Annotated in this window: 16 protein-coding genes and 3 riboswitches; of the genes, 10 read left to right on the top strand and 6 right to left on the bottom strand. The window is 70.2% G+C overall.

The features are described from left to right. The 5 genes from D7Y15_RS33950 to D7Y15_RS33970 form a co-directional block, all read right to left on the bottom strand. A partial coding sequence (locus D7Y15_RS33950; RefSeq protein ID WP_148712934.1) for a MarR family winged helix-turn-helix transcriptional regulator occupies positions 1-534 on the bottom strand: 534 nt, incomplete at its 3' end. Between the two features lie 234 nt (positions 535-768). Further along, positions 769-1122 carry a helix-hairpin-helix domain-containing protein gene (locus D7Y15_RS33955; protein WP_120579229.1) on the bottom strand — a complete coding sequence of 118 codons (354 nt, stop codon included), beginning with the start codon at positions 1120-1122 and terminating at the stop codon, positions 769-771. Then, positions 1119-1361, bottom strand: a complete 243-nt coding sequence (locus D7Y15_RS33960) for a hypothetical protein (RefSeq protein ID WP_120579228.1) — start codon at positions 1359-1361, stop codon at positions 1119-1121. The genes D7Y15_RS33955 and D7Y15_RS33960 overlap by 4 nt, the downstream gene beginning before the upstream one ends. A 475-nt stretch (positions 1362-1836) precedes the next feature. Further along, a complete protein-coding gene (locus tag D7Y15_RS33965; protein ID WP_120579227.1) occupies positions 1837-3687 on the bottom strand; it encodes a DUF262 domain-containing protein in 1851 nt (616 codons plus the stop codon). 335 nt (positions 3688-4022) lie between these two features. Then, a complete protein-coding gene (locus D7Y15_RS33970; protein WP_120579226.1) occupies positions 4023-5006 on the bottom strand; it encodes an aldo/keto reductase in 984 nt (327 codons plus the stop codon). Between the two features lie 89 nt (positions 5007-5095). Between D7Y15_RS33970 and D7Y15_RS33975 the strand changes: the two genes are divergently transcribed. From D7Y15_RS33975 to D7Y15_RS34025, 10 genes are all read left to right on the top strand, one after another. Next, a complete protein-coding gene (locus tag D7Y15_RS33975; RefSeq protein ID WP_233597258.1) occupies positions 5096-5668 on the top strand; it encodes a TetR/AcrR family transcriptional regulator in 573 nt (190 codons plus the stop codon). 35 nt (positions 5669-5703) lie between these two features. Continuing rightward, positions 5704-5915: riboswitch (cobalamin riboswitch) on the top strand. A 63-nt stretch (positions 5916-5978) separates the two neighbouring features. Then, positions 5979-7973, top strand: coding sequence for a TonB-dependent siderophore receptor (locus D7Y15_RS33980; RefSeq protein WP_121755175.1), 1995 nt, complete (start codon positions 5979-5981; stop codon positions 7971-7973). Further along, the gene (locus D7Y15_RS33985; RefSeq protein WP_121755176.1) at positions 7954-9561 is read left to right on the top strand and encodes an MXAN_6577-like cysteine-rich protein; all 1608 of its coding nucleotides are present in this window, start codon (positions 7954-7956) and stop codon (positions 9559-9561) included. The genes D7Y15_RS33980 and D7Y15_RS33985 overlap by 20 nt, the downstream gene beginning before the upstream one ends. A 43-nt stretch (positions 9562-9604) precedes the next feature. After that, positions 9605-9828: riboswitch (cobalamin riboswitch) on the top strand. 155 nt (positions 9829-9983) lie between these two features. Then, positions 9984-11435: a hypothetical protein gene (locus D7Y15_RS33990; RefSeq protein WP_121755177.1), complete on the top strand. Its 1452-nt coding sequence runs from the start codon at positions 9984-9986 to the stop codon at positions 11433-11435. 8 nt (positions 11436-11443) lie between these two features. Continuing rightward, a complete protein-coding gene (locus D7Y15_RS33995; RefSeq protein WP_121755178.1) occupies positions 11444-12121 on the top strand; it encodes a cell surface protein in 678 nt (225 codons plus the stop codon). Between the two features lie 143 nt (positions 12122-12264). Continuing rightward, positions 12265-12588: a hypothetical protein gene (locus tag D7Y15_RS34000; RefSeq protein ID WP_120579220.1), complete on the top strand. Its 324-nt coding sequence runs from the start codon at positions 12265-12267 to the stop codon at positions 12586-12588. A 22-nt stretch (positions 12589-12610) separates the two neighbouring features. Beyond that, a riboswitch (cobalamin riboswitch) is annotated at positions 12611-12768 on the top strand. Between the two features lie 170 nt (positions 12769-12938). Then, complete coding sequence (locus D7Y15_RS34005) at positions 12939-14249, top strand: hypothetical protein (protein WP_121755179.1); 1311 nt, start codon at positions 12939-12941, stop codon at positions 14247-14249. After that, positions 14249-15022, top strand: a complete 774-nt coding sequence (locus D7Y15_RS34010; protein ID WP_121755180.1) for a cell surface protein — start codon at positions 14249-14251, stop codon at positions 15020-15022. Before D7Y15_RS34005 ends, D7Y15_RS34010 begins: the two co-directional genes overlap by 1 nt. Before the next feature lie 255 nt (positions 15023-15277). Beyond that, positions 15278-16972, top strand: coding sequence for an FHA domain-containing protein (locus tag D7Y15_RS34020; protein ID WP_121755181.1), 1695 nt, complete (start codon positions 15278-15280; stop codon positions 16970-16972). A gap of 85 nt (positions 16973-17057) precedes the next feature. Continuing rightward, positions 17058-20642: a serine/threonine-protein kinase gene (locus D7Y15_RS34025; RefSeq protein ID WP_121755182.1), complete on the top strand. Its 3585-nt coding sequence runs from the start codon at positions 17058-17060 to the stop codon at positions 20640-20642. 38 nt (positions 20643-20680) lie between these two features. Here D7Y15_RS34025 and D7Y15_RS34030 read toward each other — a convergent pair whose 3' ends face one another. Then, entirely contained in the window at positions 20681-21088 is a 408-nt protein-coding gene (locus D7Y15_RS34030; protein WP_120579215.1) for a hypothetical protein, read from the bottom strand. Positions 21089-21232 lie beyond the last annotated feature (144 nt).

The raw sequence follows: 21232 nt of genomic DNA on the forward strand, positions 1-21232 counted from the left end.
GGAGGGAGCCGGAGTTTCCTCCAGGGGCGCGGAGAGGCCGCCCAGCTCCTCGGCGAGCGCCTTGAGCGCTTCCTGGGTGACGACGATGCGGTCGCGGGGCAGGCGGGCGAGCACGCGCTGAACGGCGGACTCGACGGTGCCCTCGGACGGGATGTCCAGCGCGCGGCCGGAGTCGGTGAGCGCGAAGAGCGCCTTGCGACCGTCGAGCGGATCCGACTTGCGCTCCAGCAGCCCGCGCTTCTCCAGGCGCTTGAGCACGCCGGTGAGCGTGCTGGGGTGCACGTGGAGGATGTTGGCGAGCGCGCCGGCGGTGATGCCCGGGAAGCGGCCCACCAGCCGGATGACCAGCCGCTGCGGGCCGGTGAGTCCCAGCGTGGACTCCATCCGCTTGGACGTGGACTGCAGACCATGATCCACGGCCCACAGGAGGCGCATGAACTCCAGCACCTCGCCCAACGGCTGCGGCTGTTGCGGACCCCGGGACCTGCTGCCGTCCGGGCCTTGTATCGACTCCGGGGCTTGTATGTCCTTCATGGGCGCATCCTCCCTCACCTCATGCCTCCCTGTCTTTTCGTTGTGTTCCAAAGGTGGGCGTGTCCTAGCGCGTCAGCTTGGGCGTTCCAGCAAAATCCGGAATGGGTGCTCGCGTCAGGATGGGGCCGCCTGACTGGAGGCCTTGGGAGTCGGCGGAAAGCCGCCATCCCCGGGCATGCCGGAGCCCGGGAATGGCGGCCCTCCTGAGCCTGACTCAACCGATGGTTGTATTTGTCATGGGTTCGTGGCGCTTGCCTCCCTTCCCGGCGGCAGGGGGGCGGGGACCTGCTCCTTCTTGAGCGTCGTGGGGCCGGTGAGGGCCAGGTGGGCCCTCAGCTTGAGGAACTTCTTCTTGCCGAAGCCCTTGACCCGGACCAGCTCCTCGACGCGACCGAAGGGCCGCTTCTTGCGGTGCTCGAGGATGCGCTGCGCCGCCTTCTCACCCACGCCCGGCAGCAGGTCCAGCTCCGCCGCCGTGGCTTCGTTCAGGTTGACCACCCCCACGTATTGCATGCGCGGGCTGGCGGCATCCGCACGCCCCGGCCCCATCAGCACGCAGCCCAACACCCACGCCCAGGCCCACTTCACGAGTGGCCCTCCGCGCCCGCCTCCAGCGAAGGCTCGCCGCCGAAGCGGCTGCCGGCCGCCGTGTCGCGCTTCTCCGCCGCCTCGCGCACGTGCAGCTTCCCGTCCAGGGGCAGCACGTCCAGCAGCACGTTGAGCGAACCGTCCTTGTTGACGAACGCGCTGCCCGCGCGCACCCAGATGCTCCCGCCCTTGCCCTCGCGGATGGAGAACACCGCCAACCGCTTCCCCGCCATCAGCATCGACACGCTTCCCCCTTCAGAATCCCGCGCCACCACGGCCCGGGCACCTCGCTGGCTCGACCGCCTGAGGTCGCGTCCGGGCTTGAGCAGCCCGCGTGCCAGCGGCGTGCTCCTCTGAAGTGAAGTCAGCGCACCGTGCGGCGGTGCTCGCGGCGTCCACGCGCGGGGATGGGCGTGGATGCTCCAGTGGGGGTCTTGAGGAGTGAGAGTCGGGCGGAGGTCGAAGGGCTGGGCGGGAATGTGTTCACCCATGCCCGGGGAGGGCGCCAGGGACATTCACCCACTTGGACGCGCGCGATGGTGCCTTCTGCCTCGTGCCTCTCGGCTTCAAGCTGGGAGTAAAGGCGAACTTCCGGAGAGGGACTCTCGCGATTGTTGCGAAAGCGTCGCGACAGTCCCGATCCTGGGGAGCCAGCGGCGAATCGGCTCACCACCCTGCGGTGATGCTTTCGCTGGGATGAGATCGCTGCGGCACTCAGGCAGCAGCCTCTCCCTCATCCTCGTCGTCGATATCGCCATCATCTGCGGCCACGGGAGACGCCTCGCTGGAGGCCTTGCCCATTGCCCGTTCCACGAGCCCGAGGAGCGCCATCTTACGGGCGGTATAGAATGCCTCGAACGAGTCAGCCCGTAGGATGGCTGGATCGATCACATGGCTCTTTAGGATGTCGTCCATCACGGTATCCTTGATCTGCACCTGGGCGTGGTCCTGGATCTGCTTCAGGTACAACGACGGCGCCTTGCCTCCGATCATCCTATTGGCCTTGTACGAGATGGCCGTCTTGTTGACGATCGCATTGAAGACACGCGGAGGGATGCTTCGGTCCACACACCACTTCTTCGGGAAGATGTGGTGGATGTCGAGCTTGACGTCATCAAGGTCGAGGTCGGCCATGCGCGCCTTCCAGAAGAAGTCGCAGGCACCTTCACGCTGAATCAGCACGTACAGTCCTCGGTAGGCCGCGCTCGTGCGCGATCGTAGGGTGTCGAGGCGGTTCGGGTTGAAGCCTGCGGCCTGAACGGTTGCTGGCTCTGGCGCCGTGGAGTCCTCGATCCACGCCAGGAGCTGTTGGACGTCGAGCGCGATGCGCGTCTCCACTGCGCCACCGTACAGCTCACCGAAGACGCCGCACCAGAACCACCGCGCGATCTTGGTGCGGATCTGCGGCTCAAGCCACCGTTCACGGAGGCGAGCCAGCACCGCTGCCAAAGGCGTGAGCTGCGTTCGGTACGGCACGAACTTCGGATGGTGGAACCCTTCGCTCCGCAGAAAACGTTCGGCCTGTTCGAATCCCTGAGCCAGTGGCTCGGACCATTTCTTGTAGGCGGTGAGCGGCATTTCGAGGATGTGCTCGCGCTTCGCGGTGACGCTGGCGGCTTCCTTGCCGGAGCGCCCTGCTGCCAGATCCTGTGATCGGCGCTCTGATGAGTAGAGAAGCGACATGCCCTGCAAGAAGTCCGTCGGTTGCAGGTCGCGAAGGAGTGGTCGCTTGCTCAAGCGAGCTTGGCGGCCGGTATTGCCTCGGCCTCCAAACCAATCGTCGCGGAGATTGAACCCATCAGCTGCCCATGTAGCCGTGACGAGTTCAAAGACGGATAGCGGGACGCCTCCTGTGTTCACCTTCTCGAACACCAGGCAGACCGCCTCCTTCGAGGTTTCCTTCTTCAAGCTGATCACGGGCAGCATGTAGCTGCGGAACGGCTCGACGATCTGTCGTCGGAACTTCATGAACCGGACGAGCTTTTCAGGGGCTTTCTCTGAGAGGCGCTGCTCCCAGTCGTCCGAGTTCACGATCTGACTGCACGGGAAGTAGAACGCCTCGATTTCCTTATCCCGCGTGCTGAGATCGAGTTCGATCTTGCGACCGAAATTGCTGCGTAGCGTGCGCTCCTCATCGACCGCGACAATGGCGTCCGCGAGTGCTTCCGGGCCCTGGAGCGCCTTCTCGATGTCGAAGTAATAGTGAAGACGAAGCTCGCGCTTCTTCGCGTCGCGTGTCGCCACGGGCTTGTCGAGCTTCAGCACCTGGGTCAGCGACGTGAGACGCTGCTGCCCGTCTAGAATGAGTTCTTCGGCGAGCCCCAGTGAATTTGGAGGCAGATCGACACCTTCGACGGGACGTACCTGGAAGCGCGTTTCTCCTCCGGTTTCGAGCAACATCACCGCGCCGATAGGGAACGAGCGCGCGATGCTGACGAGCAGTGACCGGATGTGCTCGTCGTCCCAAACCCACCCGCGTTGGAAGTCGGGCAGTTGGAGCTTGCCCTGCTCTACCCTGGCTAGAAGAGTGCTGAGCTGGGTCTTGGTTGAATCGAACGTGGCCATTTACCCCCCGACGGCGGACGAACCCGCTGCGATTGAGGCCGAGAATATCCCAGGGGGACTTCGCTGACAGCCGGTCGTTTAGCCGGCTTCTTCTCGTTCTTAGGTGCTTACGTCATCATCCTCTGCGTGGGGTTTCTGCGCGGGGGACGGCGGAGGTTCCGCAGAACACGGTAGCCGGATTGTCTCCGCAGTGCGGAGACAATTGGAGGCGCGCTCCTGACGCGGCTTCGGCGAGATGAACCTGCGCCGGTCGCTCCAACTCGCCACCGACCTTCCCGACGCGGAGATTGTCGCAGCACTGCTGCGACAATTGGGGCGAGGGAATGGACGCCTCCTCAGCGCTCGCTGTCGAGCAGCTTCATCTGCTGCTCAGGGTAGCGCGTACCAGCGATCGCCTCTTTCGGAAGGATCGCCTCTACGGCGGCCACGTCGTCGGGCGACAGGGGCTTCTCCAGCGCGCCGAGCACGTCGATGAGCTGCTTGCGCGTGCGTGCGCCGACCACGGGCACGAACGCCGGTTGCTTCGCCAGCACCCACGCCACGGAGAGCTGCGCGGGTGTCATCCCGCGCTCCGCGGCGTACGCATGGAAGCGCGCGACGGTTGCTGCGTTGCGTTGGCCCGCTTCACCAGCAAAGCGAGGATAGTGCATGCGGGCACCTTCCACCTTCGCGCCCGTCAACAGTCCGCGGGAGAGCACGCCGTACAGCGTCGCGCTCATGCCCAGCTCGGTGAGTGTGGGGAAGAGGGTCTTCTCAGGCTCGCGCGTGATGAGCGAGTACTCAATCTGCAGGTCGCTCAAGGGGTGCACCTTCGCCGCGCGGCGGATCGTCTCGGCGCTCACTTCGGAGAGCCCGATGCTTCGCACGTAGCCGCCCTTCACCAGGTCGGCGATCGCGCCCACCGTGTCTTCAATCGGCACGGTCGGGTCCAGCCGGGCGGGGCGATAGACGTCGATGTAATCGACGCCGAGCCGCTGCAGGCTGTACGTGACGAAGTTCTTCACCGCCGTGGGGCGAGCATCGAAGCCCACTGGGACCCCGTCCGGCCCCCGCATGGCCCCGAACTTCACCGAGAGCCGCACCTTGTCGCGCTGGCTTTCGATCGCGCGGCGGATGAGCAACTCGTTGTGTCCGCTGGCGTAGAAGTCGGCGGTGTCCAGCAGCGTCACCCCTCGGTCGATCGCCTCGCGGACCGTCGCGATGCTTTCGGCCTCGTCGGACGGTCCGTACGCCCCGGACATGCCCATGCAGCCGAGCGCGATGGGGAATACCCGCGGGCCAGTCATGCCGAGTTGCGTCGTGCGGTGGGTCGGGGTCATGGCTTCCTCTCTTCTTGCGGTTGGGCTATACGGAACGTTGTTCCGGTGCGGACTTTCATATGCGGAACCATGTTCCGTTTGTCAAGGCGATGAAGAAGACACCCAGAGCGGATGCCCAGCGGAACCTCGACTCGCTGCTTGAGGCGGCGAAGGCCGTGTTCGCCGAGTCCGGAGTCGACGCGCCCGTCCGCGAGATCGCGAGCCGTGCTGGCGTCGGCATCGCGACGGTGTATCGGCACTTTCCACAGCGGGCCGATTTGATCGCCGCCGTGTACCGGCGCGAAATCGACGCATGCGCGGCCGAAGCCCCAGCGCTGGCGCGCGAGCATGAGGCGTTCGAAGCGCTGACGCGGTGGCTTCACCGGTTCACGAGCCTGATCGCCACCAAGCGAGGGCTTGCCGCGTCGCTCAATGCCCAGGATCCGGCGTATCAGGCGCTGCCCGCGTACTTCCGGGAGCACCTCGAACCGGTGCTCCAGTCGCTGCTCGGCGCGGCGGCGGCGGCAGGGCAGGTGCGCAAGGACGTCAACGCGTACGAACTCCTGCGTGGCGTGGCGAATCTCTGCGTTCCTGTCGCGGAGGTCGGCCCCGGCTTCACTCGCAGGATGGTCGACCTGCTCATCGACGGACTGCGCTACGGCGCGTCGGCGCCCGTGCCTTGACGGGCTGGGGGTGACCTCCTAGAAGGGCCGGGCCCTTGGGTGCCCATGCCGGGCCTTCAAGAGGGAAGCCGGTGCGAGTCCGGCGCGGTCCCGCCACTGTGAACGGGTTGCCCTGAGGTCCAGGGCCGGAAGCCTCGGCTGTCACCACTTTCGCGTCAGCGGATGCGAAGGGAAGGTGGAGGGTTCCTTCCAGAAGGGCGCAGCGTGCGCCCACGTCTGGAGCCTGTCAGCCAGGAGACCTGCCCAGGGGTGCGGCAGCGGTGCTGCCGTGAGGCCTTCTCTCTTCGACGGAGGGAGCGGAAGGCGGAGCATGTTGCGCTCGCTTCTCGCCCGGACCGTCATCGGTCTGGTGCTCAGCTTCCAGGGACAGGCCCGGGCCGGGCAGGAAACGCCTGCGCCCGAGAGCAGCGAGCCGCCGCTTCCTGAGTTCGTCCTCCCCACCGTGGAGGTCATCGGCAAGGAAGTCCCCGAAGCTCCCGTCGACTCCGCTCGACGCCGCGACCCCACCGGCGCCATCACCGTCATCGACGCTCGCGAGCGCGTGGGCGAAGCGCGCGACACCGCGGAGCTGCTCGGTGGATCCGCGAGCCTTGTCGTGCAGGACTCCGGCGGATACGGGCAGAGCAAGAGCCTGGTGGTTCGCGGCGCGTCGTCCAATGGCGTGCTCGTGTTCCTGGACGGCATCCCGCTCAACGGCGCGGGCGGCGTCGCGGACCTGTCGCTCATCCCCGTCGCGCTGCTGGAGCGGATGGAGATCCTCCGCGGCGCGGCAGGTGCCCGCTACGGCGCGGGCGGACTGGGCGGCGCGGTCAACCTCGTCACCCGAGCGCCTTCGTCACGGCTGCTCTCCAGCGGTGAAGTCACCTACGGCAGCTTCGACACCGTGATGGCCCACGTCGCCGCGTCGGGCGCGCTGCTCGAGGGTCAGGCGCTGGTGCTGCTGCACGGCGGCCGTTCCCAGGGCGACTTCAGCTACCGCGTCGACGAACTGCCCGCGCTGGACGACAACCCGCTCACGCAGGAGGTGCGCACGCGCAATGACGCTCGCGGTGGCGGCGCGCTCCTGAAGTACCGGCATGGTCTGGACGGTGGCGGGCGCGTGGATGTGCTCGCCGAGCTGTCGCTGGAGGACCGCGCGCTCGCGGGCACCGTGCAGAACCCCACCGTGTCCCGACGCCAGGACCAGACGCGACTGTCGCTGGGCGCTCGTTGGGCGCGGCCCTTCGGTGACACGGGCGAGGGCAGTGCTCGCGGCTTCTTCCGTCGCGACTGGCTGGATGTCGCGGGTGGAACCACCGGCGTGGACTCCGGCGCGCAGCGCTACACGGTGGGCGGCGTGGAGGTGGAGGGGCGCGCGGTGCTGGGGCGCAATGCGCTCGCCGTCACGCTCGCCGGATCATCGGAGTCCGTCACGCAGACCGTGGGCGGGCAGGCCGCGTCGTGGTGGCGCGCGAGCGTCATGGCCATGGACGAACTGTCCCTGTTCTCCGAGCGATTGAAGCTCGTGCCTTCGCTGCGCGTGGAGCGCGTGGGGCACTACTCGCTCCTGTCGCCCAAGCTGGGCGCGAGCGTGGACCTGGGCCACGGCTTCGGCGTGCGCGCCAACGCGGGTCAGTCCCACCGCGCGCCGTCGTTCCTGGAGCTCTACATCCGTCAGGGTCTGCTGCTGCCCAACCCGGAGCTCAAGCCCGAGCGCGCCCTGTCCGTGGACGCCGCGGCCCTGTGGCGCGACGACATCTGGAACGTCACCGCGGGCGGCTTCGCGGCGGTGTACGAAAACCTCATCGCCTACGAGCTGTACCCCCCGAATCTCGCCAAGCCCTACAACTTCGCCGCCGCTCGCGTGTGGGGCGCGGAGGTGGAGCTGGAGGCGCGGCCTCGCGCGTGGCTCACCGTCACCAGCAGCTATGCGTGGACCCGCACGCAGAACCGCTACGGCGACCCTCGCTACTTCGGCAAGGAGTTGCCGTATCGCCCTCGCCACAAGTGGGTGGGCCGGTTGCGCGTGGGACCGGACTGGCTCAACGGTCGTACCGAGGTCCTCGTCCAGTCCTCGCAGTTGATCAACCGCGTGGGCGAAGCTCGGCTGTCCCTTCCTTCGCGCACCTGGGTGAGCGTGGGGGCCTCCAGCACCTTCCTGCACCGGCCGGACCTCACCGTGTCGTTCGACGTGAAGAACCTGCTCGATGCGCGGACCGCCGACTACACCGGCATGCCGCTGCCCGGCCGCGCCGCCTACGTGACGCTCTCCGTGGCGCTCGACCCTTCTCCCTCCGAGGACTCCCATGTCGCATCCCCTCCCTGATGCTCGGCTCGCGCTGCTGCTGTCGGCCCTGGCGGCGGCGCTCCTCACCGGCTGCCCGGAGGAGAAGGTCCTGTGCACGTCCGGCCTCAGCGTCTGCGGCGCCGAATGCGTGGACCTCCAGGGTGACCCGTCGAACTGCGGCGCGTGTGGTGCGTCGTGCGGAGCAGGGGAGACGTGTCAGGCGGGCGTTTGCGGATGCCAGTCGGGCACGGAGACGTGTGGTGACGCGTGTGCCGCGCTCGCGAGCGACCCTCTGAACTGTGGCGCTTGCGGCGCCGCGTGTCCGTCCGGCCAGGTCTGCGAATCCGGCACCTGCCGAGAGGGATGCTCCGCCGGTGCCGAGCGGTGCGGGGACAGCTGCGTCGTGCTCGCGAATGATCCGCTGAACTGTGGCGCTTGCGGTGCGGCGTGCCCGGACGTGCAGTCCTGCCACTCGGGCCGGTGCATGTATGACGTGGTGACGGCCTGCTACACCAACGGGCAGCTCGTGGGCATCCAGGCGGGGACGGACCGGATGGGGCCCCGGCGGCAGTTTGGCTCGGGTGTGCAGTCGCTGGCGGCCTGGGATGGCGTGGTGCTGGCGGCGGACGCGGCGCGCTCGGTGCTGTCGCAGGCGCCGGCGGGTGCGCTGGGAACGGTGGCGGAGGAGGACTCGCTGGGCGCGGTGGCGGCTTCGCCCAATGACATCTTCGTGGACCCTCCGTATGTGTATGTCCTCGACTCGGTGAACAACACGCTCCAGGTGCTCAAGCGGGAAGGGGCCGGGCAGGGCGGTGGGTTGGGATTGCGCACGGTGGGGCAGGTGAACCTGGGCGCGAACACCAGCCCGCAGGTCATCGCGAAGCGCGGCGACACGTTCTACATCCCGCTGTTCGGCACGGCCGGCTCCGACTTCAAGCAGGGCAACGCCGTGGCTCGCGTCAGCGTGAGCAACCCGGAGAAGCCCCGGCTCGTGGACACCGTTCCGCTCACCGGCCTGGACCTGAAGTCCTTCGATGGCGGGACGACGATGGCGCTTCCGTACGCGGCGGTGTCCGTGGACTCGGGCGTGTACGTCGCGCTCACCAACCTGAACCCCGCGAATGACTATCTGCCCAACGGGCCCGGGATGCTCGCGCGCATCGACCCCGTGGATGGTGGGGTGCATGCCATCGACCTGGGCGCGAAGGATTGCCTCAACGCGGGCGACGTGCAGGCGGTGGGCGACCAGCTGGTGGTGAGTTGCCTGGGCGAGGCGGTGTTCGACACCGCGAGTGGCTACCGCGCCAAGGCGGTGCGGGCCACGGGGCTGGTGCTGGTGAAGGATGACAAGCCCGTGGCGTCGTATGCGCTGTCGCCGGGCTGCACCGGGGGGCCGGAGAACGGCTGTGACCTCGCGGTGGGAGGACGGCTCGCGGTGGTGGGCAATGCCGTGTACGTCACGGATGTGAACGCGGGCCGCGTGTTCGTGGTGGAGGTGCGAGATGGCCAGCTCGTCGAGCGGCGCGGCAACTCCACACCGCAAGCGGCGGGCCCGGCGCTGGATGCGTGTCCGGTGGACCCTCGGCGCGTCGTATCCAATGCCATCGACATCGTCGCGGTGCCGTGAGGCGTTGGCCCCGCTTGTATTGACAAGCCCTGCCGTCCGCCATACTCCAGCGCGCGTCGTTGGTACGCCGCATCCGCACGGTGTGGCGTTTAAAGGGAACCCGGTGTGAGTCCGGGACTGCCCCGCAGCGGTGATCAGGAACGAACGCCGTCCTCGCAAGCACTGGCCCTTCAATGGGCTGGGAAGCGACGGCCAGTAGGTGGGTGACCCGATGAGGGTCTCTCGCGCCTGTGAGTCCGAAGACCTGCCACGACCCATGCCCCCGGGCATGGCCAGACCGGAGCCTCCGAGGGGAGGTGACGGAGGTCTTCCGCTCGCGCGGCGTGTCGTGTCCTGACGTGTCCCTCGTTCGCGGTCCGCTCTCCGTCCACGCCCCTTGGATTCACCTCGCCCGTGGGGGCGATGCAAGGGAGCAGTCGCGGATGAAGACAGAGCGGATGATGACGGGACGGGGAGTCCAGGGCTTCGCGTGGGTGCTGACGACCCTCGCGATGGCGCTGACCAGCACGGGTTGCGGTGATGAGTGCGTCGATGACTTCGACTGCCGCGACCAGGGCGCCGCTCCCGCGGGACAGCGCTACACCTGCGTCGAGAACAAGTGCGAGCTGACGTCGATCCCCGTGCCGGACGCCGGCACGGAGACTGATGCCGGTACGACGACTGATGCCGGTACGACGACGGATGCAGGCACGGGCGCCGACGCCGGTACGACGACGGACGCGGGCACGGAGACCGACGCTGGTACGACCACCGACGCGGGCACGGAGACCGACGCTGGTACGACCACCGACGCGGGCACGGAGACCGACGCTGGTACGACCACCGACGCGGGCACGGAGACCGACGCTGGTACGGATCCGTGCGAGACCACCACCTACGATCCGAAGCTGGGCACGCTCCAGCTCCAGTCGGGCTTCGTGGCCGGTGAGTCCGCGTCGCTTCCCGCGTCCGCGGGCCCGGTGGGCGTGACGCCCGGCCCCACGTATTCGCTCTACACAGTGGTGTCAGGCAGTTCCACGGGGCCGCACGCGCTGTACTCGCTGGGCACATGGCCGCAGGTGTCGCTGGGAACGGCGCCGCTGTTCGACGTGGCCGCTCCCGCTGACCGGGCCGCTGGCACCAAGCTCTTCCTCAGTCCCTTCGTGGAGACGGATGGCCAGCGCGTCCTCACCGGTTACACGAAGTCCGGCGCCGGCTTCCCGGGCTCCGTGGGCGTGTATGACGTCTCCGCGCCCGCCAACTCCACCTATGTCTCCGCGCCGAGCAACTTCTCCGCGGGCGTCGTGCCGGGCGCGTTCCTCATCAACGGCGGTGGGCTCGACACGGTGTCGGCGGGGCTGGCCGTCTACGCGCTGAAGACGGACAGCTCGCCGTTCACCGCGCTGAAGGTGGGCACGCTCCCGCCGGAGACGGGCGGCAGCGGCTTCACCGCCGTGGCCACCAACGGCGTCGCGATGCTCGGCTACTTCTCCGACGACACCTTCCTCAACGAAGGCCGCGCGGTGGCCCCGGCGGCCATCACCGAGGCGCTCAGGTCCGGCACGCCGTTCGTCGTGGCGGATGCGCCCGCGCTCGACGTGGGCTCCAACTTCGTGGCCGCCTCCGGTCACGGCGAAGGCGTGTCGGTGCTCCGCGGCGACTACGTCCCGCCCGACTACAACTTCGCTGGCACGGACGTCTCGCGCTTCGCCTTCACCGTGACGGATGAAGGTGCGACCGTGACCGTCGGTGCCCGTCAGCCAGTCCTCGTCTACGCGGACCAGTGCACGCGCGTGACCGGGATGACCGCCATCGGCGTGGACCTGCTCGTCGGCGTGGATGACAAGAACGGCCCGCGCCTGGTGCGCATCCAGCAGGCCCCTCAGTTCCGGTGAGCACGCCCATGAAGAAGACCCTTCTTCCGAAGTCATGCGCGCTGGGCTTCACCGCGCTCCTCACCGTGGCGTGCGGCGGCGAGGACTGGCAGGACTCCCTCCAGGCCCAGCCGCTGGTGGGTGACCCGTTCGCGGACCGCATCGTGTCCTTCTCTCCGGGCACGGGCGCCGGGTTCGGTCAGAGCGAGCTGCCGGGCATCGTGCTGGGCGCTCCGCGAGGGGACGGCGCGGGCTCGGGTTCGTTGGACGTGCTGTCGCTCGGGCGCAACGGCGTCATCGTCCTGGAGTTCACGGACATCGCCGTCACGGACGGGCCGGGTGTGGACCTGCTCGTCTTCGAGAACGCGTTCCTCAAGCCGAGCGGCAAGCCGTTCGCGGAGACGGGCGTGGTGGCCGTCAGCGACGACGGCGTCACCTGGCACGAGTTCCCCTGCGCGTCCTCCGACGTGGCGAACAACTACCCGGGCTGCGCGGGCGTCACGCCCGTGTACTCGCACCCCGCCAATGGCATCCCGGCCACCGACCCGTCCGTGGCGGGCGGGGACGGCTTCGACCTGGCGAGCGTGGGCCTCACCCGTGCCCGCTTCGTGCGCATCCGCGACTCGGGCGCCAACGGCTACGCGGGCACCAGCGGCGGCTTCGACCTGGATGCCGTCGCCGTGGTGAACGGCGTGCAGCTGCCGTAGTCGCGCACGAGCGCCGGGGCCGTTCTCCAGCGGACGGTCCCGGTGGCCTCGCGCGCCCATACGGCGAGTCCGGACCGCACGAGGCTTCCGGGGTGGGGGTGGCGGCATTAGATGCCCGCTGTCCCTCCCCCGGATGTGCCTCCATGAACCGTCGTTCCGCCTCACTCCTCGTGCTGCTGGGCGTCCTGCTCGGCGTGGCAGCTCCGTTCCTCCTCCCCTCGGTGGTCTGGGCGCAGACGTCCCGCGCCGCGCCGAGGAAGGAAGTGCCTCCGCCGCCGCCCGCGCCTCCTCCGGCACCGGCGTACGAGTACACCTTCGTCAAGCGCGAGAGTCCGGATGAGGACCTCGTGGAGCTCCAGCGGCTGGGCGGCGAGGGCTGGCGCGTGGTGTCCACTGTCGTCGTGGACGGCAGCACGCGGCGCTACGTGTTGATGCGTGACCGACGCGCCGGGCCCGCGTCGCATTGACTTTGCCCCTGTGGCGCCATAGTCCCGCCCCGTCATCGATGCTTTCACGCCATGGGGCGTGAGGGCTTCCAGGGAACCCGGTGTGAGTCCGGGACTGCCCCGCAGCGGTAAGCAGGAACAGCGTTCGTACGAACCCCGTTTCCGCGAGTCCGAAGACCTGGCGACGATCCGGCGTCCTCTCCACGGAGGGCCCGGCGACAGACCGGAACCTCCGCGGGGAGCTGACGGCGAAGGCAGGCCTCCAGGACGCGATACGCGCCCTGCGGTCCGGTGCCTTTCGTCCGCGCGGCCTCCCGACAGGGGAATGCCTTCTTCCGCCTCCGTGCGGGAAGGCCAGGAGCGAGGACGCGATGCGGACCGACATGAAGCGGATGAGCACGAAGGGCCAGCGCGCGGCGCTGATGGGCGCCCTGCTGGCGGTGGTGCTGGGGGGCACGGGCTGCGGCGATGATGAGTGCGTGGACGCCTTCGACTGCCGCGACAAGGGCGCGGCTCCGGCGGGCCAGGCCTGGGCCTGTGTCTCGGATCTGTGCACCCAGGTCGTCGTCGACATCGACGAGGACGACGCGGGCACCGGCACCGACGCGGGCACCGGCACGGACGCGGGCACCGGCACGGACGCGGGCACCGGCACCGACGCGGGCACGGATGGCGGCACGGTCGCTTGCGCCCCGCTGCCTCGCGAGCAGGTGCTGGGCACGCTGCAGCTCCAGGCGGGCTTCAGCGTCGCGGAGTCCGCGGACCTGTCCACGGAGGTTCGCGCGGTGGTGTCCACTCCCGGCCCCACGTATTCGCTCTTCGCGCTGCGCGAGACGGCCACGGGCCGCGACTTCTTCGCGCTGGGGACCTGGCCGGACGTGACGCTGGGCACCGCCGCGCTCGAAACGGTGCTCGCGCCCGCGGACCGCGCCAACGCGGCCGACACCTTCCTGTCCTACTTCCTGGCCTATGACGGCACGCGCCTGCTCGCGGGCTACACGAAGTCCGGCGCGGGCTTCCCGGGCTCCGTGGCGGTGGTGGATCCGTCTGCGCGCGACGCGGCGCTCTACCTCGACGCTCCGGGCAACTACACCGCCGCGGGCACCACGGACGCGTTCTTCATCAACGGCGGCGGTCTGGACACGGTGACGGGCGGCCTGGGCGTCTACGCGCTGGTGACCTCCGCCAAGCCCTACGTCGCCGTGAAGGTGGCGGACTTCCCGGCGCAGGTGGGCGCCAGCGGCTTCACCGTCGTCGCGGACAACGGCATCGCGGTGTTCGGCTACTCGGAGGCGGACACGTACGTGAACGTGGCCTACGCCGTGTCCAACACCAAGCTGGGCGAGGCGCTGGCCTCGCGCACGCCGGTGGTGCTCACGAACGAGCCGAAGGTGGACGTGGGCTCTGACTTCAACGCCGCCGCGAGCTTCGGCAACGGCGTGGCGGTGGCGCGCGGCGGCTACGGCGCCGCGGGCTTCGGCGTCACCGACGTGTCGCGCTTCTCGCTCACGCCCGGCCTGGGTGGCGGCCAGCCCATCAGCGTGGGCACGCGTGCGGCGGTGCTCAACGCCCCGGATGCGTGCACGACCGTGGATCTGCTGTCGTCGCTGGGGGCGGACCTGCTCGTGGGCGTGAAGGACGTCAACGGCCGCCGCCTCGTGCGCATCCGGCAGGGCCAGTGATGAAGCGCCCGCTGCTCGCGCTCGGCGCGCTGCTGACCCTGGGCGCGTGCACGGGCGACTCGGAGCCCGGTCCGCTTCCGGGTGAGGACATCGTGGACGCCGGCACCCACGCGGATGCCGGTGTCTCCGATGCAGGCACGGAGGTCGACGCCGGGACGGACACGGATGCCGGTGTCGACGCGGGCTCGCGGCCGGTGGATCCGTTCGCGGACCGGGTGACGGCCTACCAGTTTGGCGACTCGGCCGGCTTCGGGCAGGACCGCTTCCCGGACGTCGTGTTCGGGCCTCCCGTGGGCGCGGGGCCGTTCACGGGCTCGCTGGACGTGCTGTCGCTGGGGCGGGGCGGCTCCATCACCCTGGAGTTCACCGACCTGTTCGCGGTGGATGGCCCGGGCGTGGACCTGCTCGTGTTCGAAAACCCCTTCCAGAAGTACGGCGGCGACATCTACGCGGAGACGGCCAGCGTGTCCGTCAGCGACGACGGCGTCACGTGGTTCGACTTCCCCTGCGCCCCCACCGACAAGGACGGCGGCTACCCGGGCTGCGCAGGCACGCATCCGGTGCTCTCGGCCCCGGACAACGGCGTGTCCCCCACCGACCCGGCCGTGGCGGGCGGGGACGGCTTCGACCTGGCGGACGTGGGCCTCCCCCGTGCGCGCTTCGTGCGCCTCACCGACACGGGGCTCAACAGCTACGGCGGCACGTCCGGCGGGTTCGACCTGGATGCGCTGTCGGTGGTGAACGGCCAGCTCCCCGACGGCGGCGTGCCGTGAGGTGAGCACCCGCACCCACCCGCGGCGTGCTCCAGGGCCCCGCGTCACGTCCGTTGACGGCATTCCGCACACTGCGCGTGGGTGATTCCCTCTTCATCCACCGCCCCAGGTGAACTCCGACCCCAGCATCCGGCGGCTCCCCGGGTATGACGCGACGCGGGAGGGCGGCCGGGGCCCTGGCTGGACGCCCGCCTTCCACGGGAAAGCGTCTCGGACTCTCGGAAGATTGGGAGGTCGTGTAATGTCTTGCGCCCGATGTGGCAGATCATCATCAACGGCCCCGGCTACTTCGACACGTCGTACGACCTGCCGGAGGGCGTCACCAGCCTCGGCCGGGCGGACGAGAACGACATCGTGCTGGGCGGCGACCTGGTGTCGCGCCGGCACGCGCGGCTCTACGTCGAAGGTGACGTGCTGCGCATCGAGGACCTGGGCAGCCGCAACGGCAGCCGGGTGAACGGTGCGCCGCTCCAGGGCAGCAAGCACCTGAACGCGGGCGACACCGTGGCGCTGGGGGAGAACACCCTGGCGGTGCGCCAGCCGCACACCGTGGAGAACGCCGCCACGGAGATGATGGACCTGGGCGCGGGCGGCGTCGTGCGCTTCGGGCACGGCACGGACGTGGGCCCGTCCGTGCTGATGGCCAAGAACGTCAAGGACGCGGACGTGCTGCGCCTCCTGGACAACGTGGGGCCGCTGCCGTTCGACGACGCGTTCTCCGGGCCTTCGCCCGTGCCCGCGGGCTCCGCCGTGGCCAGCCCACGCGTGTCCTACGAGACGCTGGTGCTGCTGGTGCACGCCGCGGAGGCGCTGGCCACCGCGCGCACGCTGACCGCGTTCCTGGAGTCCGCGATGGACCGGCTCCTGGAGCGCACCGACGCCACCACGGCGGTGGTGCTGCTCAAGCACGCCACCGGGCCGCTGGTGCCCGCGGCGGTGCGCCACCGGGGACGGTTGGCCAAGGGTGAAGTGCCCGTGTCGGACGCCATCGTGGACGAGGCCATCCGCCAGGGCCGCGCGATCGCCGTGGGCGACGTGAAGGACGACCGCCGCTTCGCCGGACGCGAGAGCGTCATCATGTACGGCGTGGACCGGGTGCTGTGCATCCCCATTGGCACCGAGCCGCCCTTCGCGGGCGTGCTCTACGTCAACGTGCCCGGCGGGGGCGACACCAGCCTGGAGTTGATGCTGGACGCGTGCACCGCGGTGGCCCACCTGGTGGCCGCCGGCGTGCAGCGCTTCGCCGTGCGCGACGGCTCCAGCACGGACCGGATGCGGCGCAACCTGGAGCGCTACCACTCGCCGGAGGTGGCCGAGCGCCGCGCCGCCGAGGCCCAGCGCACGGGCGGCAAGCTGCCGGGCCTGGAGGAGAAGAACCTCACCGTGCTGCACGCGGAGATGGCGGACTTCGGCGCCGTGATTGGCCGGCTGGGCGCGGCGCGGGCCACGCAGCTGCTCAACGACTTCCACGCGCGCATGAGCGGCATCGTCTTCAGCTTCGAGGCCACCGTCGAAGGCTTCATGGGCGAGTCCATGCGCGCCCTCTTCGGCGTGCCCTACGCCAAGGGCGACGACGCGGTCCGCGCGGTGCGCGCGGCGCTGGCCCTGCGCGCGGACTGGGAACGGGGCATGGCCCGCAGGCCCCAGGACGAGCGGTGCGACCTGCGAATCGCCCTGCACTCCACCAAGGCGCTGGTGGGGATGATCGGCACCGAGGCCCGCACGGAGTACAGCGCCGTGGGAGAGGGCATGGGAGTGGCTGGCTGGCTGGCCGCCACCGCGGCGCCCGGCCAGGTGCTGATGACCGGCAAGCTGCTGGCGGCCACCGGGGCCCGCTTCGACGTGATGCCCCTGGGCGAGCGGGTGGTGCGGCTGCCCCGCGACAAGGTGGCGGTTTTCGAGGTGATTGAAGAGGACATGGGCATGCTGACCAACCCCGGTATCCGGTGAGGCGGCCGGCGCGGCCGGTTGACGGGTTGAAGCGGGCCCCCTGCCCGGGGTTCAATGCGCTTTCCGTGGTGGACCCCCGCACCGCATGAACCCTTCGAACCAGCCCGCCCGATTGCGTCCCTTCCGGCCGCAACCCTTCGGCCGGTACACGCTCCTGTCGCATCTGGCCACCGGCGGCATGGGGGAGATCTACCTCGCCCGCCTGGAGGGCGCGCAGGGCTTCGAGAAGCTGTGCGTCATCAAGAAGATCCTGCCGCAGTTCGCGGAGGACCAGGACTTCGTCGACCGCTTCGTCGGTGAGGCGCGCACGCTGGTGCGGCTGGGGCACGGGTCCATCGCGCAGGTGCTGGACATGGGCGTGCACGAGGGCGAGGCCTACATGGCCCTCGAGTACGTGGACGGCAAGGACCTGCGCAAGGTGGCCGCGCGCGTGCGCGACAGGCAGACGCCGCTGCCGCTCACCTTCGTGCTGTACGTGATGGGCCGGGTGCTGGACGCGCTGGCGTACGCGCACCGCAAGCGGGACGAGGAAGAGAAGGAGCTGAAGCTCGTCCACCGGGACATCTCGCCGCAGAACATCCTCATCTCCTACGAGGGGGAGGTGAAGGTCATCGACTTCGGCCTGGCGAAGAGCCGGCTGTCGGCGGCGAAGACGAACCCCAGCATCATCCTGGGCAAGTTCCTCTACATGTCGCCCGAGCAGGCCCGGCACCAGCCGGTGGACCGCCGCAGCGACCTGTACGCGGCGGGCCTGTGCCTCTACGAGCTCATCTCCGGCAAGAACCCCTTCGACGCGCTTCCGCCGGGCGAACTGATGTCCGCGGTGGCGAACCCGAAGGTGGCGCCGCTCAGTGACGTGGAGCCGCTGACGCCGCCGGCGGTGTCGCAGCTGGTGGCGAAGGCGCTGGCGGTGGAGCCGGGCCAGCGCTTCCAGACGGCGGAGGACTTCCGGGTGCGCCTGCAGGCGTGCCTGACGGAGATCGACACCAGCGCGGGCCCGGAGAGCGTCAGCCGCTTCATGCGCGACCTGTTCTCCGCGGACTACCAGTCCGAGCGGCGCCTGCTGACGTCCCTGCGCGAGGTGTCGCGCGACGTGCGCGCCAGCGGCACGTACGAGGCGCTGGGCCCCGCGCCGCGCCCGACGATGCCGGCGGCCACGCTGCCGCCCAAGACCATCCGCCTGGATGGTCCGGTGGAGCCCCTGTCCTTCCATCCCACGCCCCGGAGCCGCGAGGACGGCGGCGGCGCGCGCGACGACGGTGAGACGCGCCCCGGCGTGATGGTGGACGAGTCCACGCGTCCCGCGTTCCCGGTGGAGGCGCTGGAGGAGGCGGCCCGCGCGAAGATGCGGCCCAGCCCCGCGTCGTCGGAGCCGTCGCTCACGGTGGAGGTCCGCCAGGACGCGATGGACCGGCCCACCATCCTCGAGGGCCTGCCGGCCATCCGGCTTCCCTCGGACCGCGCCGTGGAGGCGGATGTTCCGGCCCCGCTGCTGGGAGAGCCCACCGCGCCCCGGGCGGACGCGCTGCAGGCCTCCGAGCCGCACGGGGAGCCCACCGCGCCGCGCGCCACGTCGCTGCCGTACGCGGGGCCGGCAATGCCGTCGCGTGACGCGCCTCCAGTGCCGGACGTGCCGGTGTCGCGGCCGTTCGCGGACGCGGGAGGGCGGGGCGCTTCGTTGCCCTTCTCCGATTCGGTGGGCCCGCGGGGCGTGCCGCCTCCTCCGATGGCGCCGATTCCCGCCGTGCGGCCCGCGGATGGCCCCGTTCCCGTCGTGCCGGTGGATGCGTCGCGGCCGGTGGCGCCTCCGCCGTTGCCTTCCTTCGACTCCGGGGCGGCGCGGTTCGAATCGGCGGGTGAGTCGCTGCCATTCATGGAGCCGCCGCCTCCGCCGGACGGCCCGTTCGCCGATGACGAGGAGCTTCCCGAGAGCGCCTATCCGTGGCCGGAGCCCATCCCCGAGGGAGGCCGCTCCGCGGGAGCCGAGCTTCGCGCCGCGGAGGTGCGTATCCCGGAGGGGCAGCGCCCCACCTCCGCGATGCCGTCCCTGTCGTCCGCGCGCCCTGGAGCCATGACGCCGTCGAACGGCAGCCGTCCCGCGCCGCCGTCCGCGTTCGATGCGGCTCGCGCCTCGGAGCCCCTGCCGAGCTACGAGTCGGTGCGCGCGTCGGAGTCGTCGCGGGGCTTCGATTCGCCCCGGGCTTCCGAGCCGTCCCGCGGCTTCGATGCGCCCCGCGCCGCCGAGTCCGCGCGTGCCGTGGAAGCCCGCGTCCCGGAAGGCCAGCGCCCCACGGCCGCGATGCCGTCCCTGGCGTCCTCGCGCCCCGGCGTGACGACGCCGTCGAATGGCAACCGGTCGGCTCCGGCTCCAGCGTCAGTGCCGCTGCCGTCGTACGCGGCGCCCACCATCCAGGTGCCCTCCATCCAGTCCGGCGCCTTGCACTCCTTCGAGGCCGAAGAGGACTCGCGGGACTCCGAGCCGCTCGATTCGGGTCCGACTCCCCGGCCCACGATGCAGGACACGCGGCCGTCGGAGGACCTGGTCTCGGTGGATGCCCGCGCCCTGGAGGCGGACTCCAGCGTGCCGTACATCTCCGCGGAGCCGGACGACGCCCCGGCCGCGCGCGAGGGCGACGCGGACACGCACCCGCGCATCTCCATGCCCCGTGCCTCGCGCCGCGAGGAGCCGCAGGCCCGGGTGATGCTGGACGAGGCGCAGCTGCGCGAGACCTCCCCTTCCACCGGCAAGCGTGAGGCCGACACCGGCCCCACCGCGCCGGCCCGGGGCCGCACCGGGTCCCGGCGCGCCGTGCGCGGTTCGTCGCCGGGCACGCCGCCCCCGCGCTCCAGCACCGCGTCGAGCATGCGCGCCGTCACCCGCGCCCCCGCGCCCGCCGCGGATCCGGACGAGTCGTCCACCGCGCGCGCGACGCGCGACGACGCGACCCGGCGCAAGGCCGTGCCGGTGCGACCGGAACCCTCGGAGCCGCCGCGTGCCGCGCGGCGCGAGCCAGCGCCGGTCCGCAAGGGCGGGGCGCTGCGCTCGGCGCTGGTGTTCATTCTGTTGATGGTCGTCGCGCTGTCCATCGTGGGCGCGGGGCTCTACTTCGTCCCCGAGCTGCGCGTGGCCGTGGGCCTGGAGCAGTCGCGCACGTCGACGCCGCCTCCGCCCACCCCGGTGCAGCAGATCCCCACGCGGCCCGCGAACCCCCAGGGGCGTCCGCCCGCGCCTCCTGCCCAGAACGTGGCCACGGCGCCCACCACCGCGCCGGCGGAGTCCACGCAGGCCCCCACCGAGCCGGATTCCACGGACGCGCAGGAGGTGGAACTGGACGTCCTGCTCGGCACGGAGGCGCCGCCGGCGCCGGGCGCCGCCGCTCCCGCCGCGAAGAAGGCGGCGCCGTCACGCCCCGGCAAGCGCGCCGCGCCGACCCGTGCTCCCGTCAAGGAGAGCAGCCTCCCTCCGGAGTTGGAAAAGGAATGGACGCAGACGAAGGCGCTCCACCGGATGCTCAAGAACAACCATGGCTGCGAGGCCATGTCGATGCAGTGCACGCTCTTCGACAGGCTGGCGGACGACTTCGCCGTGGGCGGCAGTGAGACGCCGACCCTCAAGCAGGTGAAGGACCTGCATGAACAGCTGAAGAACGTGAAGCGCCGCCAGGACTAGGAGGCGCCCGCGAGGACGCCCTCTTCAGGTGGCGTGCCTCAACGCCGCGTGCCCGCGTCCATCATCTCCGTGCCCGCGTCGCGCCCGGAGCCACCGGTGCCCTCCGAGGCCGTGCCCCGGTAGCTCTCCGCGAGCCCCGTGCCCAGCTCCCCGCTGCCACCCGTCCGCTGGCCCATGCCGGTGTTCCCCTCCATCCGGTGGGGGGCCGCGGTACCGCCGCCCAGCGAGCCCAGGCTGTCACTGTTGTACGGCTTGCCGCCGCCCTCATCGCGCAGCGGGCTGCTCGCCGCTTTACCGGCCGGTTCAGCGCGGGAGCGGTGCTGGAGCTGGACGGGGTCCTGGAACCCCTGCGTCTCCTCCGAGGGCTGCTCCCTGCCGCAGCCCCAACCTCCCAGGGCGCCACCCACCAACAGTCCCAATCCCACCGCGCGCTTGAAGCCCGTCATGGTTTCCCCCTCGGGCGCGAGGAAGTCCGCGCCTGCCCGTCCGGGAAGTTAGGACCGCTGTCCCCTGGGGCCACCCACCCGCCCCGACGGATGCCCGCCTGGCCGCCCGCCGGGCTCCGGGACGTGCCCGTGTTGACAAGACTG

Source organism: Corallococcus sp. AB030, assembly GCF_003668965.1.
GTDB lineage: Bacteria > Myxococcota > Myxococcia > Myxococcales > Myxococcaceae > Corallococcus > Corallococcus exiguus.

What these genes read in the sequence shown, in the direction of transcription:
- D7Y15_RS33960 (WP_120579228.1), bottom strand. Translation starts at nt 1,361, where the DNA reads ATGCTGATGGCGGGGAAGCGGTTGGCGGTGTTCTCCATCCGCGAGGGC.
- D7Y15_RS33965 (WP_120579227.1), bottom strand. Translation starts at nt 3,687, where the DNA reads ATGGCCACGTTCGATTCAACCAAGACCCAGCTCAGCACTCTTCTAGCC.
- D7Y15_RS33970 (WP_120579226.1), bottom strand. Translation starts at nt 5,006, where the DNA reads ATGACCCCGACCCACCGCACGACGCAACTCGGCATGACTGGCCCGCGG.
- D7Y15_RS33975 (WP_233597258.1), top strand. Translation starts at nt 5,096, where the DNA reads ATGAAGAAGACACCCAGAGCGGATGCCCAGCGGAACCTCGACTCGCTG.
- D7Y15_RS33980 (WP_121755175.1), top strand. Translation starts at nt 5,979, where the DNA reads ATGTTGCGCTCGCTTCTCGCCCGGACCGTCATCGGTCTGGTGCTCAGC.
- D7Y15_RS33985 (WP_121755176.1), top strand. Translation starts at nt 7,954, where the DNA reads ATGTCGCATCCCCTCCCTGATGCTCGGCTCGCGCTGCTGCTGTCGGCC.
- D7Y15_RS33990 (WP_121755177.1), top strand. Translation starts at nt 9,984, where the DNA reads ATGAAGACAGAGCGGATGATGACGGGACGGGGAGTCCAGGGCTTCGCG.
- D7Y15_RS33995 (WP_121755178.1), top strand. Translation starts at nt 11,444, where the DNA reads ATGAAGAAGACCCTTCTTCCGAAGTCATGCGCGCTGGGCTTCACCGCG.
- D7Y15_RS34000 (WP_120579220.1), top strand. Translation starts at nt 12,265, where the DNA reads ATGAACCGTCGTTCCGCCTCACTCCTCGTGCTGCTGGGCGTCCTGCTC.
- D7Y15_RS34005 (WP_121755179.1), top strand. Translation starts at nt 12,939, where the DNA reads ATGCGGACCGACATGAAGCGGATGAGCACGAAGGGCCAGCGCGCGGCG.
- D7Y15_RS34010 (WP_121755180.1), top strand. Translation starts at nt 14,249, where the DNA reads ATGAAGCGCCCGCTGCTCGCGCTCGGCGCGCTGCTGACCCTGGGCGCG.
- D7Y15_RS34020 (WP_121755181.1), top strand. Translation starts at nt 15,278, where the DNA reads ATGTGGCAGATCATCATCAACGGCCCCGGCTACTTCGACACGTCGTAC.
- D7Y15_RS34025 (WP_121755182.1), top strand. Translation starts at nt 17,058, where the DNA reads ATGAACCCTTCGAACCAGCCCGCCCGATTGCGTCCCTTCCGGCCGCAA.
- D7Y15_RS34030 (WP_120579215.1), bottom strand. Translation starts at nt 21,088, where the DNA reads ATGACGGGCTTCAAGCGCGCGGTGGGATTGGGACTGTTGGTGGGTGGC.